This window comes from Allobosea rubneri (assembly GCF_032464875.1).
GTDB classification, from domain to species: domain Bacteria; phylum Pseudomonadota; class Alphaproteobacteria; order Rhizobiales; family Beijerinckiaceae; genus Allobosea; species Allobosea rubneri.
This window is the reverse complement of record NZ_JAWDID010000004.1, coordinates 120,062-135,057: the sequence shown is the minus strand read 5'-3', so window position 1 is coordinate 135,057 and position 14,996 is coordinate 120,062. Positions and strand designations below refer to the sequence as shown.

At 68.3% G+C, this 14,996-nt stretch carries 14 protein-coding genes; 7 read left to right on the top strand and 7 right to left on the bottom strand.

Going from position 1 to position 14,996, the window contains the following annotated elements:
• Nucleotides 1–50 precede the first annotated feature (50 nt).
• A complete protein-coding gene (locus tag RKE40_RS04710) occupies nt 51–308 on the top strand; it encodes a YjhX family toxin (RefSeq protein ID WP_316017077.1) in 258 nt (85 codons plus the stop codon).
• 65 nt (nt 309–373) lie between these two features.
• Here the strand turns inward: RKE40_RS04710 and RKE40_RS04705 are convergent, their stop codons facing one another.
• The 3 genes from RKE40_RS04705 to RKE40_RS29750 form a co-directional block, all read right to left on the bottom strand.
• Nucleotides 374–1,834: a methyl-accepting chemotaxis protein gene (locus tag RKE40_RS04705; protein WP_316017076.1), complete on the bottom strand. Its 1,461-nt coding sequence runs from the start codon at nt 1,832–1,834 to the stop codon at nt 374–376.
• Entirely contained in the window at nt 1,831–2,151 is a 321-nt protein-coding gene (locus RKE40_RS04700) for a hypothetical protein (RefSeq protein WP_316017075.1), read from the bottom strand. Before RKE40_RS04700 ends, RKE40_RS04705 begins: the two co-directional genes overlap by 4 nt.
• Before the next feature lie 81 nt (nt 2,152–2,232).
• Nucleotides 2,233–2,304, bottom strand: a complete 72-nt coding sequence (locus RKE40_RS29750; protein ID WP_390893231.1) for an EspF repeat-containing protein — start codon at nt 2,302–2,304, stop codon at nt 2,233–2,235.
• A 212-nt stretch (nt 2,305–2,516) separates the two neighbouring features.
• On the opposite strand from RKE40_RS29750, the gene RKE40_RS04695 reads away from it, so the two are divergent.
• From RKE40_RS04695 to RKE40_RS04675, 5 genes are all read left to right on the top strand, one after another.
• Nucleotides 2,517–3,185: a Spy/CpxP family protein refolding chaperone gene (locus RKE40_RS04695; RefSeq protein ID WP_316017074.1), complete on the top strand. Its 669-nt coding sequence runs from the start codon at nt 2,517–2,519 to the stop codon at nt 3,183–3,185.
• Nucleotides 3,186–3,306: 121 nt separating this feature from the next.
• Entirely contained in the window at nt 3,307–4,023 is a 717-nt protein-coding gene (locus RKE40_RS04690) for an MgtC/SapB family protein (protein ID WP_316017073.1), read from the top strand.
• 159 nt (nt 4,024–4,182) lie between these two features.
• Complete coding sequence (locus RKE40_RS04685; protein ID WP_316017072.1) at nt 4,183–4,638, top strand: hypothetical protein; 456 nt, start codon at nt 4,183–4,185, stop codon at nt 4,636–4,638.
• Between the two features lie 148 nt (nt 4,639–4,786).
• Nucleotides 4,787–6,268, top strand: coding sequence for a S1C family serine protease (locus RKE40_RS04680; RefSeq protein WP_316017071.1), 1,482 nt, complete (start codon nt 4,787–4,789; stop codon nt 6,266–6,268).
• A 623-nt stretch (nt 6,269–6,891) separates the two neighbouring features.
• Nucleotides 6,892–9,669 (top strand): autotransporter family protein, encoded by a 2,778-nt coding sequence (locus tag RKE40_RS04675; RefSeq protein ID WP_316017070.1) that lies wholly within the window; start codon nt 6,892–6,894, stop codon nt 9,667–9,669.
• Between the two features lie 66 nt (nt 9,670–9,735).
• Here the strand turns inward: RKE40_RS04675 and RKE40_RS04670 are convergent, their stop codons facing one another.
• The 3 genes from RKE40_RS04670 to murI all read right to left on the bottom strand — a co-directional run bounded on the left by RKE40_RS04670 (nt 9,736) and on the right by murI (nt 12,485).
• Entirely contained in the window at nt 9,736–10,425 is a 690-nt protein-coding gene (locus RKE40_RS04670; protein ID WP_316017069.1) for a hypothetical protein, read from the bottom strand.
• Between the two features lie 352 nt (nt 10,426–10,777).
• Nucleotides 10,778–11,395: a 30S ribosomal protein S4 gene (gene rpsD, locus RKE40_RS04665; protein WP_066467114.1), complete on the bottom strand. Its 618-nt coding sequence runs from the start codon at nt 11,393–11,395 to the stop codon at nt 10,778–10,780.
• A 232-nt stretch (nt 11,396–11,627) separates the two neighbouring features.
• Complete coding sequence (murI, locus tag RKE40_RS04660) at nt 11,628–12,485, bottom strand: glutamate racemase (RefSeq protein WP_316017068.1); 858 nt, start codon at nt 12,483–12,485, stop codon at nt 11,628–11,630.
• A 142-nt stretch (nt 12,486–12,627) separates the two neighbouring features.
• On the opposite strand from murI, the gene RKE40_RS04655 reads away from it, so the two are divergent.
• Nucleotides 12,628–13,554 (top strand): bifunctional helix-turn-helix transcriptional regulator/GNAT family N-acetyltransferase, encoded by a 927-nt coding sequence (locus RKE40_RS04655; RefSeq protein ID WP_316017067.1) that lies wholly within the window; start codon nt 12,628–12,630, stop codon nt 13,552–13,554.
• A 79-nt stretch (nt 13,555–13,633) separates the two neighbouring features.
• On the opposite strand, the gene RKE40_RS04650 is transcribed toward RKE40_RS04655, so the two are convergent.
• Entirely contained in the window at nt 13,634–14,947 is a 1,314-nt protein-coding gene (locus RKE40_RS04650) for a flavin monoamine oxidase family protein (protein ID WP_316017066.1), read from the bottom strand.
• Between the last annotated feature and the right edge of the window lie 49 nt (nt 14,948–14,996).

The window sequence follows — 14,996 nt, the reverse complement described above, 5'->3', positions numbered from 1 at the left end:
CGGCTTTCGCCGCGGCGCTTGTCATGGTTCCATGCACAGGCTCTATCATCATGAACGTTTCGCGGGGCGAGCAGCGCGTGCTGCACGTGCTGGCCCGTGGCGGACAGATCCGCCATCTTCGCGGCGACAATGGCCGCATCCACCACATCGACTGCTTCACCCATGAAGGCTACGTCCTGAGCGATTGCACGCTCGCCGTCTTCGCTGCGCTCAAGCGAAAGCGGCTGATCGAATCGCGTGAGGGCGGGCCCTACCGGATCTCGCGGCAAGGACGGCTCGCCGTCCGCGCGCAGACCGACAACCGCTGAAGACGGCGGGAGGGCGCGAGCCCTCCCGCCGTTCTGCCCTTGCCCCGGCCGGTGTTGACGGCGTTTCAGGCCGCCTGGCGGATCCGTTGCAGGAAGGTGCGGACCTGGCTGTCGAGCTGCGCCGCCTGCGCAGCGAGCTTCTCCGCAGCCTCGGAAACACTACCGGCGGCGGAACCCGTCTCGTTGGCAATGCCCATGACGCGGCGGATCGTGTCCGAGGCGATCTCGGCATCCCGGGCCGTGCTGCCGATGTTCTCGGCGATGCCGGCCGTGGCCTGGTCCTGCTGGACGATAGCGGCGGCGACCGAAGCCGAGACGTCGTTCAGCGAATTGATCGAGCCGCCCATCACCTCGATCGCGCGCACGGCTTCGGAGCCGGACAAGTGGATGGCGGCGATCCTTTTCTGGATGTCGGCCGTCGCCTGCGAGGTCTGGCTGGCGAGCGCCTTGACCTCCTGCGCCACCACCGCGAAGCCCTGGCCCTGCACGCCGAAGCGCGCCGCCTCGATCGAGGCGTTGAGGGCGAGAAGATTGGTGCGCTCGGCAATGGTCGAGATCAGCTGGACGATCTGCCCGATATCCTCCGCCTTCAGCGAGAGATGGTGGACGGTGCTCAGCACGTTGTGGGCGCTGCTTGTGGTGAACTCGACGACCCGGCTCGTGGCGCCGACCTGCTCGCGGATCTCGCCGATCGCGCTGGCGAGCCCGCTGGTGGCGATGGTCGCCGCAGCGACGGCCGAGGAGGCGTGGTCGGAGGAGGCCGCCGCGGCATGCGCGCCTTCCTGCACCCGGCGCGCGCCTTCGGACATCTGGGAAGCGGCCATGCGCAGCGGCTCGACGGAGGCAAAGACCTCGCCGGCGATGCCGGCAACCTCCACTTCTAGGTCATCGGCGATTTCCAGCACCAGCGCCTGCCGTTCGAGCGCCGCCTGCAGCGTCGTCCGGGCAAGATCGCGCTCGGCCTGCTCGGCGACGCGGCGCGCCGCATTCGCACGCTCGCTTTCCGCTTCCGCGTTGATGAAGGCGGCCCGCAGCGTGATCACGATCCAGATCAGGGCGCCGTTCTGCGCAACCACGATCACGGCATGGAGCATGACGCGGCGGCCGTCACTGCCGCCGGGAAAGACGCCTTCGGGATAGATCAGGTTCAGGCCGGCGTGATGCACCGCGATCGCGACCGCGGTGGTGATGAAGATGCGCCAGTCGAGCCAGCCGGCGGCGATCGCGAGCGCGGCGAAGAACGCCATATGGATGTCGGGCTGATAGGGATGGCCCGCGGTGACGTAGACCAGCAGCATGACCTGACCGACGAGCGCGAGCGAGCTGACCTGGCGCGTCAGCCAGTCCGGTCCGCGCATCCGCCAGAGAATGGTCGGGATCGCTGCGAGGGTGAGCGAGCCGAGCGCAAGATTCGAGCCCGGCAGGCCGAAAGCCTGGACGCAGGCCGCGATCAGCAAGAATTGGAGCCAGAGGAGGGTGGTGAGCAGATAGCCGAAGCGCCGGCGGAACTGTTCGACCAGATTCATCGGCTGCTCCCTGAAACCGTGCGGACATCCACGCAGAGCTTGGCCAGGCTGGCGTCGAGCACGAGCCAGGCGCCAGCGGCGTAGAGCCTGCCGGCATAGTCCGTCGTCTCGGCCGTGCTGATCGAGACAGGACGGCTGGAACTCAGCGCCAGGACGGCGCCGCCGGCAGCGGCGATGGCGGCGATCATCCGGCTTTCGCCGGAACCGGGCGGGAACAGGGCGACCACCGGTCGACCTTCGACCGGCTGGCCGACCAGGAGCAGGAGCGCCAGCGCCATCAGCGGACCGACGATGAGACCGAAGAGCAGTTCGCGCATCGTGCCTCCAAGCCGGAGAGCCGGCGCCGGCAGACGCCGCGGGCCGGGGGCGCGTTCGTCGCCTCAGGGCCATGGCGAACCCTAGGATCGAATGGTTGCGCAATCCTTGAGGGGGCGGGACTGCGAGGCCTGTACGGGCCGCGACGGCGCCATTGACACGAGGATGTGACCGGCGGCGGCCTTTCTCGCTCTCCGGTCCGGCGCGCTGGAACTTCGCGCTCGCCCGGGCGTCCTTCCGACATTACGATCTTGTCATCATCGCGCCATCGCGCCGTGAGGAGGTCTCGCTCAGGCTGCACTCATCGTCTGCCGGCTTCGAGACCCGAGACAGCGAACCGTATGTGAATGAAAACGGAGAGCTTTTCATGAAACGCATCGCCCTCATCGCCGCTTCAGGTGCTGCCGCCCTGGCTGCCACGCTGGCGGTGGCGCAGCCGCAGCCGATCCCGCCCGCTCCGGGCAGCCAGCAGTCGCAGCAGCGCGTCGGCGCCGAAGGCGAGCGTGCCGAACGTGGCGAGCGCGGCGACCGGCGCGAGGAATGGCGTCAGCGCCAGGCCGAGCGCGCCGCGGCGCGTCTCAATGAGCGCCTCGCCAAGTTGCGTACCGATCTGAAGCTGAAGCCCGAGCAGGTTGCGGCCTTCGAGAAGGTCGAGGCGCTGCTCAAGCGCAATGCCGAGCAGCGCCGCGAGCGCATGGGGCAGATGCGCGAGCAGCGCGAGCTCTATCGCGACGCCGACATCATGGAGCGGCTCGACATGATGGCGACCCGCCAGGGCGAGCGTGCCGCGCGCTCCAAGGAAATGGCCGACGCGGTCCGCCCGCTCTGGACGACGCTCACCGACGAGCAGAAGACGGTGGCGCGGCGAGCCGTGCGCGAGGTGATGGCTGATACCCGCGGACGGATGATGGAGATGCACCGGCGCATGCGCGACCGTGACGACGACCGGCGCGATGACGATCGCGGCTCGCGCCGTTGGCGCGATCGCGACCATGATCATGACCGGGACCGCGGCTACGACAGCGACCGCTTCTGAGGTCAGTACGCGGCATAGCCGACTGCACTGAGAGTTCGACGGCCGGGCGCGAGCCCGGCCGTTTTCATTGTTCCGTCATCCTGCACCAGCTATAGCCGGCGCGCTTGGCGGGAGCAGACGGTTGCGCTTCGTTCAGACCTTCGAACTCTATCCCTTTCTCGATTCGGTGGTCAGCCTCGCGGCGGCCTTCATCCTCGGCTCACTAATCGGCGCCGAGCGCCAGTATCGGCAGCGCACCGCCGGGCTGCGCACGACCGTGCTGGTCGCGGTCGGTGCCGCCGCCTTCGTCGACCTTGCCATGCGGATGTCGGGCGCCCACGAGGCGGTGCGCGTCGTCTCCTATGTGGTCTCCGGCATCGGCTTCCTCGGTGCCGGCGTGATCATGAAGGAGGGCATGAACGTCCGCGGCCTCAACACCGCAGCGACCTTGTGGTGCGCGGCGGCGGTGGGCGCCTGCACCGGTGCCGACATGCTGGCGGAAGGCGTGCTCGTCACCTTCTTCGTCCTCGCCGGCAACACCCTGCTGCGGCCGCTGGTCAACGCGATCAATCGCATCCCGATCAACGAGCGGGCGTCGGAAGCGACCTATGAGGTCGTGCTGACGACCAACGAAGCCTCGCTGCCGGCGGTGCGCGAGGCGCTGGTCGAGCATCTCGAAGCGGCGAAGTATCCGACCCGCGACGTCAGGACGGTGGAGCGCGGCGAGGACGCCGTCGAGGTCGTCGCCGTCCTGATCAGCACCGCCGTCGAGCGCAAGGAGCTTGACCAGGTCGTCGAGCGGCTGGAGCGGGTGCCCGGCGTCAAGCACGCCACCTGGGAAAGCAGCACGGCGGACTGAGCGACGGCCCCGCGGCCTGACCTGACGTCGTCGACCGGCCGGTGATGGGTGGCGCGGCGGCCGAGATCGGCTAGAGATTGGGGTGCATGTCGGTTCCGCTGCGGAACCGGCCTTCGTTTGCCGGGCCTGCGCGGTTGGTCCAAGGAGGAGGAGACGGCCTTGTATCGTTATCTCAAACTCAAATCCCTGGTGCTGCTGGCGGCCCTGTTCGGTGGCTTCGTCGGGCCGATGGCGCCAGTCATGATCACGCCGGCCGAGGCGCAGTCCCGGGGCGGCCAGAACGTCAACCGCGGGCAGGTGAATCGTGCGCATAACCGGCCCCATACGCGCCCGCATCATCGCCCGAACACCCGCCCGCAACACCGGCACGTGACGCGCCCGCCGCATCATCGGCCGCGCCAGAATGTCCGGCATCATTCGCGCAACAACATCGTCGTGGTGCATCCGCGCCGGCACTGGAACCGCGGCGGCGCGGTCGCGGCTGGAGCGGCGATCGGCTTCATCGCGGGGGCCGCTGCCGCCTCCTGGGCCGGGCCGCCGCCGCGTTCGGGCTATTGCTGGTACTATACCAACCGGGCCCGCACCCATGGCTTCTGGGACTGGTGCCCGCGCTGAGCGAAGGCTCTATCCGACTTGCCGAAACGATGGACGCCCGGCCGAGAGGCCGGGCGTCTTGCTTGGGCGGGCTGCGGGCTTGCGCCGCCGGTGATTGACTTGCCCCGGGCCGCCCCTACCGTGATTTGAGAGAGATGCGGTCGGGGGAATGATGCGTTTGCGTGCGGTTGCGTTGGTGCTCGTCGGGGCGCTTTCTCCCGGGCTGGCCCAGGCGCAGCAGGATTCGTATTTCCGCGCCGCGCAGGAAGCCTTCCTTGGCCTGAAGCCGGATACCCGCCTGTGGTTCCAGCTGGTGCTGACCAGCGCCGGGCATTGGCCGGCCGTGCCCAATATCGGCTATTCGCGCCGGCTCTTCGAGGCGACCAGGCAGTTCCAGCGTTCGCGCGGCGAAGCGCCGACCGGAATCCTGACGAAGCCCCAGGTCGAGCGCATCCTGGCGGCTGGCACCGAGGTCATGAATGGCTGGCGGCTGCGCTGGGTGCCGCATCCGACGCGCGGCCGGCAGCTCTGGGTGCCGATGGGGCTCAATCTGGAGGCGAAGAAGACCGATGCCGGCGTCGAGATGCGCGAGCCCGGCAACCGTTTCCGCCTCAAGTTCAACTACTACGCCGCGATCGATGTCGGCAGCGCCTATGCGGTGACGCTGCAGGAAATGGCGGGCAGCGGCGACAGGATCAACTTCAAGACCCTGAAGCCCGATTTCTTCGTCATCACCGGCAATCAGGGGCGCTACAGCCGCTATGTCCGCTACCACGCCGATGGCAGTGGCATCCTCGGCTTCGACATGTCGTGGTCGGATGACGACGCGCCGGTCTATGGCAACCGGCTGGTGACGGTGATCTCCGGCTCGCTCTGGGCGACCATGACGGGCGCGCCGTTTCCGGAGGCCAAGCGCGTGCGTTTCCCCTGGGAGGGCGGCGATGCCGAGGTCGCCAATGCGCCGCGGACGCCGCCGCCCGCTCCCCCGACGACGACGCCGGCGGCTGCGCCGAAAGAAGCGCCGAAGCCGAAATCATCCTCGGGTTCCGGATTCTTCGTCTCGAAGGCCGGGCATCTGCTGACCAACGCCCATGTCGTCCAGGATTGCGCGACAATCACGGTGCGACCGGACGGGGCGGTCGGCGTGCCGGCGCAGGTGCTCGCCCGGGACGCGATCAACGATCTTGCGGTGCTGAAGATCGCCGGCCCGGCCGAGCGAACGCTGCCGATCCGCCCGAGCGTGCGGCTGGGCGAGGGCATCGCGGCCTTCGGCTTCCCGCACAGCGATCTCCTGGCGACGGCTGGCAATTTCACCCTCGGCAACGTCACCGCTCTGGCCGGACTGAAGGACGACAGCCGTTACCTGCAGGTTTCGGCCCCGGTCCAGCCCGGCAATTCCGGCGGGCCGCTGCTCGACGGCGCCGGCAATGTCGTCGGTGTGGTCTCGGCCAAGCTCGACGCGATCAAGATGGCGTCCGAACGTGGCGACCTGCCGCAGAACATCAACTTCGCGGTCAAGGCCTCGCTCGCCGGCAGCTTCCTCGACGCAAATCAGATCGCCTACGAAACCGGCGCGCCCGGCGAAAAGCTCGATCCGGCCGACCTCGCCGAACGAGCCAAGAAGGCAAGCGCGTTCATCACCTGCCGTTGAGGCGCGGGGCGCGCGCCGGGTGGAACGCGCTTCGGTGACTTTGCCTGTGCTGCTGGGGCGCGCCGCTATTGGCAATGGGTGCGATGATGTACGCACGCTTTTCGACGCCGGCGCGGTTTGGTCGGCACTCGATCTCGTCGAATTCTTGCGCGAGCCCGCGTAGACTTCGATCGTTTCACTCTGGGGAGGGCAAAGCACTGGCCGAGGAGCTCTGCCCGTTAGGCGCAGCGGCAGCCTGATCTGATCGATGATCGAAATCGTTAATCATAGTTTTCCGACGGGTCAGATCCGATGACCGTTCCGGAATGGACAACCACAACGACTCAATATCTAGTCAGGTCTCTTCATCGACTTATGTTTGTTTGCCGGAGATCCTCATGGCACGCGACGTTCGCCGAGCTGTCAAGAATGCCGTTCGGCTCTCGAGTTCCCGCATGGCAGTGCTTGCCATGACGGCGGACACCGCGGGCCGGTGCGAAGACAGTAAGCTTGGACGTCGGCCTGAGCCTCGTTTCGCCGGAGCGGCCGCCTCCGCGGCTTTGACTGTATCGACGATCGTCCTGGCCGGGTTCCTTGCCCGGAGCCCCGCTTTCGCCCAGCAAGTGCTCGCCAACGGGGTGACCGTGACGGCCAGCGGAACGGTCGATACCGGCACGACCGGCGGGGACCCGGGGATCGGGCTGCGCGCCATCAATGGCGGCGTCATCCAGAGCTTCAGCCCGCTCACCGTGATTACCGGCGGCGCAAATGCGATTGGGGCGCAGGCCCTGAGCGGATCGCGGATCGACATCTTCGGCGGCTCGTCAATTCGGACCTCCGGCGTCAACGCGGATGGTCTCGTCGCCTCAGGTATCGGGTCGACCGTCACCGCGACTGACACGACGGTCACCCTGTTGACCAGCGGCTACGCGGCGATCGCGGGCAGCGGCGGCTTCATCTCGACATCCGGCGTGTCGTTCGTTTCGCCGAGCTCGGGCGTTACCGCGCTTGGGAATGGCACCGTGACGATGATCAACGGCAGCGTCACCAATTCGGGCGTCAACAGCGGTGCGGTCGTCGCCAGCGGGGCGGCCGCGACGATCACCGCCACCGGCACCGCCATCTCTGGCACGGCCGCCGGCACGCGCGGTGTCTTGGCTGTCAATGGCGGCCGGGTCACGCTGTCGAGCGCCTCGGTCACCAGCACAGGCGGCGGAACCGCGGTGCAGGCGTTCAGCGTCGGCCAGGTCACGTTGAACAACAGCACCGTCACGGCCGATAACGGCAACGCGCTGCATGCGACGGCGGGGCCGAACGTCCTGATCGCCGCCAACGGCACCAGCATCACGACGACCGGCGCAGGGGCGCATGGCGCCCTGGTGCAGTCGGGCGCCGCGGTGGACATTGCCGCCGGCTCGACCATCACGACCAATGGCGCGGGCTCTCACGCGGTTCTGATCAGCAATGCCAGCCTGACCATCAGCGACAGCACTCTGGCCGCGCTCGGAGCCGGCTCGGACGCTCTGCGCTCCAGCGCCGGGACGATCAATGTTCCCATCGCGCGCAGCACTTTGAGAGCAGCGCAGGGCGCGGCCATCGCGGCGCTCGGCGGAACCTTGAACGCGACCCTGACCGGATCTTCGGTGGTGGGCGGCCCCCTGGCCTTGCAGGCGCTCAACAATTCCACTCTCAACCTCTCGGCCGACGCCTCCACGCTCACCGGTACGGCAGCGACGGCTGCCGGCAGCACCTCCAATGTGACGCTGCAGAACGGCTCGACCTGGAATGTGACGGGGAACTCCACGCTCACCAATCTGACGAATGGATCGGGAAGCCTGATCCAGTTCGGCGCGCCGGATGGCGGGGTCTTCAAGACGGTGACGACCGTGAACTACGTCGGTGGGGGTGGTTCCGTGGGGCTCAATACGTTCCTCGGCGCTGACGGCTCCCCTTCCGACCTGCTGGTGGTCAATGGTGGGACGGCGAGCGGCGCCTCGTCCCTGCGCGTCGCCAATACGACGGGTCCCGGCGAGCTGACCGTCGCCAACGGCATTCTCGTGGTCCAGGCTCTGAACAACGGCACCACCAGTTCGGGGGCCTTCTCGCTTGCCGGGCCGGTCGTCGCCGGCCCCTACGAGTATTCGCTCTACCGCGGCAGCGTCGACGGTACGGGACCCGACAACTGGTATCTGCGCTCCAGCGTGCCGACGCCGCCGCCGGATCCGCCCATACCACCTACGCCACCCACACCGACACCGCCTGAGCCGACCCCGCCGACACCGACGCCGCCCGAGCCGCAGCCGCCTTCTCCGGAGCCGACGCCGCAGCCGCCTCGGGTTCAGGTTCCCGACTATCGCCGCGAGGTTTCGCTCTATTCCGCGCTTCCGGCGATGGGGCTGATCTACGGGCGCACGATCATCGACAGCCTGCATGAGCGCGTCGGCGAGCTTCAGCCGCTCGAGGCCGTGCCGGTCACGGAAGAGCGGACGATCTGGTGCAACAGCCCGGAGAACAACTTCCGCTGCACCACCGTCCTGCGCCTGCCGGCCAGTGCTGTGGATGTCAGCCGCTCCTATGCCTCGGCAGGCTGGGGGCGGATCATCGGGCGGCATGGCAATCAGGATGGTGGACCGGGCGGCATTTTCCGCAACGGCCCGAACTTCGACTACGACATCGGCGCGCTGCAGGCCGGCCTCGATCTCTACCGAGGCGTCAATGCCGACGGCAGCCGCGACCATGCCGGCATCTATGGGGTGATCGGCCGCATCCAGGGCGATGTCCGGCATTTCAATGGTATCAAGGCCGGGACGAATACGATCGACGGCTACTCGCTCGGTGCCTACTGGACGCATTTCGGAGCCGCGGGTTGGTATCTCGACGGCGTCGTCCAGGGCACCTGGTTCGATGCGCAGGCGGATTCCAAGCGCCTGATCAAGCTCGACCGCGACGGCTTCGGCTTCGCGGCCTCGCTGGAGGCAGGCTATCCGATCGTGCTCGGCAATGGCTGGACCGTCGAGCCGCAGGCGCAGTTGATCTACCAGACGCTGGTCAACGGCTCGGGCCATGACGGGGCGGCGCTGGTGCGCTTCTCGGATGTCGACTCGCTCGCCGGGCGGGTCGGTGCGCGCGTAGCGAAGAGCTGGGCGCTGGACGACGGCGCAAAGCCTCGCCTGCTGACGACATGGGTGAAGGCCAGCCTTTGGAACGAGTTTCTGGGCAATCCGAAGACCTCGTTCTCGTCGGCCACGGGGCCGATCGGGTTCCGCTCGGATCTCGGCGGCACTTGGGCCGAGGTGAAGGCGGGTGTCGACGCGCAGCTCACGCGCAACACCGCGATCTACGCGTCGGCGGGCTACTCCGTCGGGACCGATGGTCGCTCGCACGCCTATGACGGTCGCCTCGGCGTCAAGGTCTCATGGTAGGCGGGGCGGAGCCAGCGTGCGGGAGGCGCGATGAAGTCGGCCTTCCACCTCCGGCGCTGGCCGCTCTCAATGCCGCGCTGCTTCCGCCCCCTGCATCTCCACCTCGAACGCCACCAGCTGCCGGAACAGCGGCATCGCCCTGAAGTCCTCGTCGAAGCCCCGGCCGGCCTGCGCCTCCCGCTTCCGGCTTTCCAAGAGCCCCAGCCATGTCAGGGGGCGCAGGACCCGCGACACCATGGCGAACTCCGGCAGGTCATCGGCGGGAACCTCGAGCAAGGTCTCCATGACCGTGCAGGCTTGCATCAATGTCCCGGCGCTCGACCAGTCATGCGCGGTCACCGAGAGGCTCCAGAGGATCACGCCCATATGGTGCTGCGGCCAGAACTCGATCGGGTTCCGGTCGAAGTCCTGCAGGTTCATCTTCCAGAACACCGCCTCGAACAGCGCAGCCAACAGGGTAGGGGCCGCTTCAGGAGCAAGCATGGCCTTGGCCGCCTTGCTCGCCTTCAGTACGCCTGAGCGCTTCCGCAGCAGCCCCGCGGCCTGCAAGGCGATCCTCGTGAAGAGAACGCCATAGGCATCGTGCTCGTTGATGACCTTGTTCATCGCGAGCGTGGTGGCCTTGTCGTATCCCGGCCATTCCGTCTGGTCGAAGACATGCCTGACATCGACGCGCTTCAGGGCTCCGGCAGGCGTCAGGACGAGCCCGCCCTTCTCCGCGGCAAGCGCCAGCAGGAGGCGGGCGGCCCGGACCATGGGGGCCTGAAGGGCAGTTTCTGCTGGGACGTCGCAGGGCGTGAGGCGAAGCGCCTGCGGTACCTTGCCGGGCGGCTCCAGGAGCGCCTTGAGGGAGGCTGGCTCAAGATGAGCCCAGGCGGGAGGAATAGCGGTCACGCCGGAAGCCTAGGCGGGCGAGAGCAAAGGCTCAACAGCCGGGCCGCGGAAGTTTGAAAAAGCGTGTGCGAGAGAAACGCAAGGCGACCGCGCCCGGACAGGCCGGCTACAGCATGCCCGCAAACGAAAAGGGCGGCTCCGAAGAGCCGCCCTTCCCCGATTTTGGTTTTTCGATTCCTGCCAGAGGCTTGCGGCTCCTGGCTGAGAAATCGGATCAGCGCGAGTAGAACTCGATGACCAGGTTCGGTTCCATCTGCACCGCATAGGGCACGTCCGACAGGGTCGGGGTGCGGGTGAAGGTGGCGGTCGACTTGTTGTGGTCGGCGTCGATGTAGTCAGGCACGTCGCGCTCGGCGAGGGCGGCCGACTCGATGACGATGGCGAGCTGGCGCGAGCTCTCCTTGATCGCGATCACGTCGCCCGGCTTGACCTGGTAGGACGCGATGTTGACGCGCTTGCCGTTCACGGTGATGTGGCCGTGGTTGACGAACTGGCGGGCGGCGAAGACGGTCGGCACGAACTTGGCGCGGTAGATCACCGCGTCGAGACGGCGCTCGAGCAGGCCGACCAGGTTCTCGCCCGAATCGCCCTTCAAGCGGATCGCCTCGGCGTAGTAGCGGCGGAACTGCTTCTCGGAGATCGAGCCGTAATAGCCCTTGAGCTTCTGCTTGGCGCGCAGCTGCGTGCCGAAGTCGGAAGGCTTGCCCTTGCGGCGCTGGCCGTGCTGGCCGGGGCCGTACTCACGGCGGTTGACCGGGGACTTCGGACGGCCCCAGATGTTCTGACCGAGGCGGCGGTCAATCTTGTACTTCGCCTCATGGCGCTTCGACATATCGCGTGTCCTCTTGGTTCGCGAGTTGAGGACCGCGCCCTCCTTCTCCCCGTTGCCGGGGCGACAGATCCGGCTCGAGAAGACGAGCGGATCACGGGTGCGGAAAAAGCCACGCGGCCCCGTGAGGAGCCGCGCGACGCCGGTGCCTATGCGGGAATTGGCGCGAGGAGTCAATGCGCCGGCGCGATATCGGGCGTGGCAGCAGCCAACGGTGCGCCTCTTGCCGCCCGTATCAGGCCGGCATCGCCTCGATTTCAACCTGGGCGAGACCGAAGCCGGCGAGCGCGATCCTGGCCGGGCCGCTCAGCCGTGTGCCTGCGGTGAAGACGGCGCGCGCCTCGCCGGCATCGGGCCGCTCGCGGGCCGGGCCGAGCAGCGCCGCGACGCGCCGTGCGATCGCTGGAGCGGGGTCGATCCAGTCGACCGACCAGGGCGCGAGCCGCCGCAGCCGCGCCAGCAGCAGGGGATAATGGGTGCAGGCGAGCGTCACCACATCGGTGCGCCGCCCCTCACGCTCGACGAAACAGGGCGCGATCTCGGCGAGGACCGCGCCATCGTCGATCGCCTCGCCCTTCAGTGCCGCTTCGGCGAGCCCGGCGAGCCCGGTGGCGCCGACCAGCGTCACCTCGCAGCCGCCGGCATAGCTCTCGATCAGGCCGCGGGTGTAGTCGCGCGCCACGGTGCCCGGCGTCGCCAGCACCGAGACGAGGCCGCTTCTGGTCCGCTCGGCCGCAGGCTTCACCGCCGGGACCGTGCCGACGAAGGGAATCGGGAAGCGGGCGCGCAGCGCCGGCAGCACCAGCGTCGAGGCGGTGTTGCAGGCGATCACGACGAGATCGGGATGGAAGCGCGCGACCAGCCGCTCCATTACCGCGAGCACGCGCTCGACCAGGGCGGCCTCGCTCAGCCGGCCATAGGGAAAGGCGGCGTCGTCGGCGACGTAGACGATGTCGGCATCGGGCCGGCAGCGGACGACCTCGCTCAACACGGTGAGGCCGCCGAGGCCGGAATCGAAGAGAAGCAGGGTCGGCCGGCGCTCCGGCATCACCGCGGTGCGATGGCTGGTTCCGGCGAGAAGGTCGACTTGCATAGGGAGTGTACCAGGAGGGGCCGGCAAACCTCGATTGGGCGCCGCGGCTCTTAAGAGAGGGTGAACGAGGCGCGAGGAGGGCGGGGATAATTTAGTTGACTCTGTCCATTAATTGGCTTCTCTCGCAACAGGGAGAAGCGCCATGCCAGCCATCGATCCTCCGGCCGTCGCCGCCATTCGCCGCTTCAACCGCTTCCACACCCGCTGGGTCGGGGCGCTGGGCGGGGATCTGCACGGTTCGGGCTTTGGCCTGACCGAGGCGCGGGTGCTTTATGAACTGGCGCAGCGCGACGGCTGGCGCGCCGGCGAGCTGGCGCGCGAGCTCGGTCTCGACCCGGCCTATCTCTCGCGGCTGCTCAAGCGCTTCGCCGGATTCGGCTGGCTGGAGCGGGGCAGGGCGCAGGGCGACGGCCGCGCCTTCGAGCTGAAGCTGACCGCGGCCGGCCATGCCGCCTTCGCGCCGCTGAACGAGGCCTCGCGCAAGCAGGTCGCCGCGATCCTGACCCGGCTCGGCGAGAGCGAACGCTCCGCGCTGGTCACGGCGCTCGATCGGGCGCAGGGCTTGCTCTCGGGCGTTCCGACGGTGCGGCCCGTACCGCTGATCCGCGCGCATCGGCCGGGCGATATCGGCTGGGTGATCTCCGCCCATGGCAGGCTCTATGCGGAAGAATATGGCTGGGACATCAGCTTCGAGGCGCTGGTCGCCGAGATCGCCGCGAAATTCCTGCACGAGTTCAAGCCGGGCAAGGAACGCTGCTTCATCGCCGAGCTGGAGGGGGAGCCGGCCGGCTCGGCCTTCGTCGTGCAGGAGAGCGAGGAGGTCGCCAAGCTCAGGCTGGTGCTGGTCGAGAAGCGGGCCCAGGGTTTTGGCCTCGGCAAGAAGCTGGTGCGGGAGGCGGTCGGCTTCGCGCGCGCTGCCGGTTACCGCCGGATGGTGCTCTGGACCAACGACATCCTGCGTGCGGCACGGGCGATCTATGTCGCCGAGGGCTTTCGGTTGGTGGCCGAGGAGAAGCACCGCTCCTTCGGGCAGGATCTGGTCGGACAGAACTGGGAGCTCGACCTCTAGCTCTTTGTCTTATCGCATTTTCTTCACGCGAACCGGTGCCCGCTTCGCTTGAAGATGCTCAAGCTGCCGCCAGCCGCGCTCAGGCCTTGAGGCGCGCGACGGCCGCCGCCGCCATGCGGCCGGCCAGGGTCGCGCCGCCGGCCGTCATCGCGCCGCCGCCGGCGGTCGCTTCGCCGGCGAGCCAGAGGCGTCCGCCGATCGGCTCGGCCAGCACGTCGCGGGCGCCGGCATGGCCGGGCAGGCAGACCGAATAGGAGCCGCGCGCGAACGGGTCGGTCCACCAGGCCGGGAAGGAGACCGGGCCGGCGGCCTTGCGGAATTCGCCCCCGATCATGGTCGCGAGCAGGTCGACTATATGGGCGCGGGCTGCCTCGGGGCCGGATTGCGAGAGCTCGCGGGCATAGTCGCCGCCGCAGAAGCCGACGACGAGGTCCTGATCGCCGGGGAAGAGGTCGAAATTCATCAGCCGGCCATTGGCGCCGGCCTCGAAATAGCTGGTGCCGGGCGCGATGCCGAAGCGGTTGCCTTCGACCTTGAGCGCGATCTTGGTCAGCGCGCCCATGCCGATGCCGGCGAGCGCGCCCTGCGTGCGGGCGGGCAACGCCGGGGTGAAGCGGATCGCGCCGGCCTTGAGCACGCCGACCGGCACGGTGACGATGCAGGCGCGGGCGTTGAGCGTGCCGGAAGCCGTGGTGATCGCGACGCCGGGGCCGTCCCAGCGGATCGCGGTGACCGTCTGGTTCAGCCGGATGTCGAGACCGGCGCCGTAGCGCGCCACCAGATTGCCGTAGCCGCTGGGCACGACATAGTCCTCGCCGGCCCAGAGCCGCTGATAGTCGCGCGCCGAGATCCGCGCGGCCTCCTCGCCGATCGAGAGCAGCAGGCCGGAGGAGGCGATCGGGGCAAGGTCGGGCCCGAGATCGCCGAGCAGCTCGGCGATCGACATGTCGCGGGCCTTGAGGTCGGCGGTTTCGAGCCGCCGGTCGATCTGGCCGAAGGCGCCGCGCCGGCGCTGGCGGTCGCCCTGCGACATCGGCTGGCCGTTCTGGAAGAGCTGGAAGCCGCCGCCCCAGCTTTCGTTCGGCGTGGGAATGCCGAGTTCCTGGGCGATGGTGGTCCAGGGGTTGCGTTCGGCCCAATGGATGAACATTGCGCCGGCATCGTAGGACGGCCCGAGCGAGGAATCGGTGAAGGTGCGCCCGCCCAGGCGATCACGACCCTCGAGCACGATCACCGCGCGGCCCGCCGCCTGCAACTGCCGCGCAGCAGCGATGCCGGCAGCGCCGGCGCCGATCACCACGACGTCGTGGTCGCTGGCCTGCGCCCGGCCGGAACTCGCTGAAGCCGCGGCCAGGGCCGCCGAACCCATCAGCAATTTCCGGCGGTCGATCATGGCCTGAGCGTCCCTCCGCATCTTGCACTGCATCATGCCAGCCGGCCTT

Excerpts from the sequence above, each read along its gene's own strand:
- RKE40_RS04710 (WP_316017077.1), top strand. The coding sequence starts at position 51 with ATGAACGTTTCGCGGGGCGAGCAGCGCGTGCTGCACGTGCTGGCCCGT.
- RKE40_RS04705 (WP_316017076.1), bottom strand. The coding sequence starts at position 1,834 with ATGAATCTGGTCGAACAGTTCCGCCGGCGCTTCGGCTATCTGCTCACC.
- RKE40_RS04700 (WP_316017075.1), bottom strand. The coding sequence starts at position 2,151 with ATGCGCGAACTGCTCTTCGGTCTCATCGTCGGTCCGCTGATGGCGCTG.
- RKE40_RS04695 (WP_316017074.1), top strand. The coding sequence starts at position 2,517 with ATGAAACGCATCGCCCTCATCGCCGCTTCAGGTGCTGCCGCCCTGGCT.
- RKE40_RS04680 (WP_316017071.1), top strand. The coding sequence starts at position 4,787 with ATGATGCGTTTGCGTGCGGTTGCGTTGGTGCTCGTCGGGGCGCTTTCT.
- RKE40_RS04670 (WP_316017069.1), bottom strand. The coding sequence starts at position 10,425 with ATGGTCCGGGCCGCCCGCCTCCTGCTGGCGCTTGCCGCGGAGAAGGGC.
- rpsD (WP_066467114.1), bottom strand. The coding sequence starts at position 11,395 with ATGTCGAAGCGCCATGAGGCGAAGTACAAGATTGACCGCCGCCTCGGT.
- murI (WP_316017068.1), bottom strand. The coding sequence starts at position 12,485 with ATGCAAGTCGACCTTCTCGCCGGAACCAGCCATCGCACCGCGGTGATG.
- RKE40_RS04655 (WP_316017067.1), top strand. The coding sequence starts at position 12,628 with ATGCCAGCCATCGATCCTCCGGCCGTCGCCGCCATTCGCCGCTTCAAC.
- RKE40_RS04650 (WP_316017066.1), bottom strand. The coding sequence starts at position 14,947 with ATGATCGACCGCCGGAAATTGCTGATGGGTTCGGCGGCCCTGGCCGCG.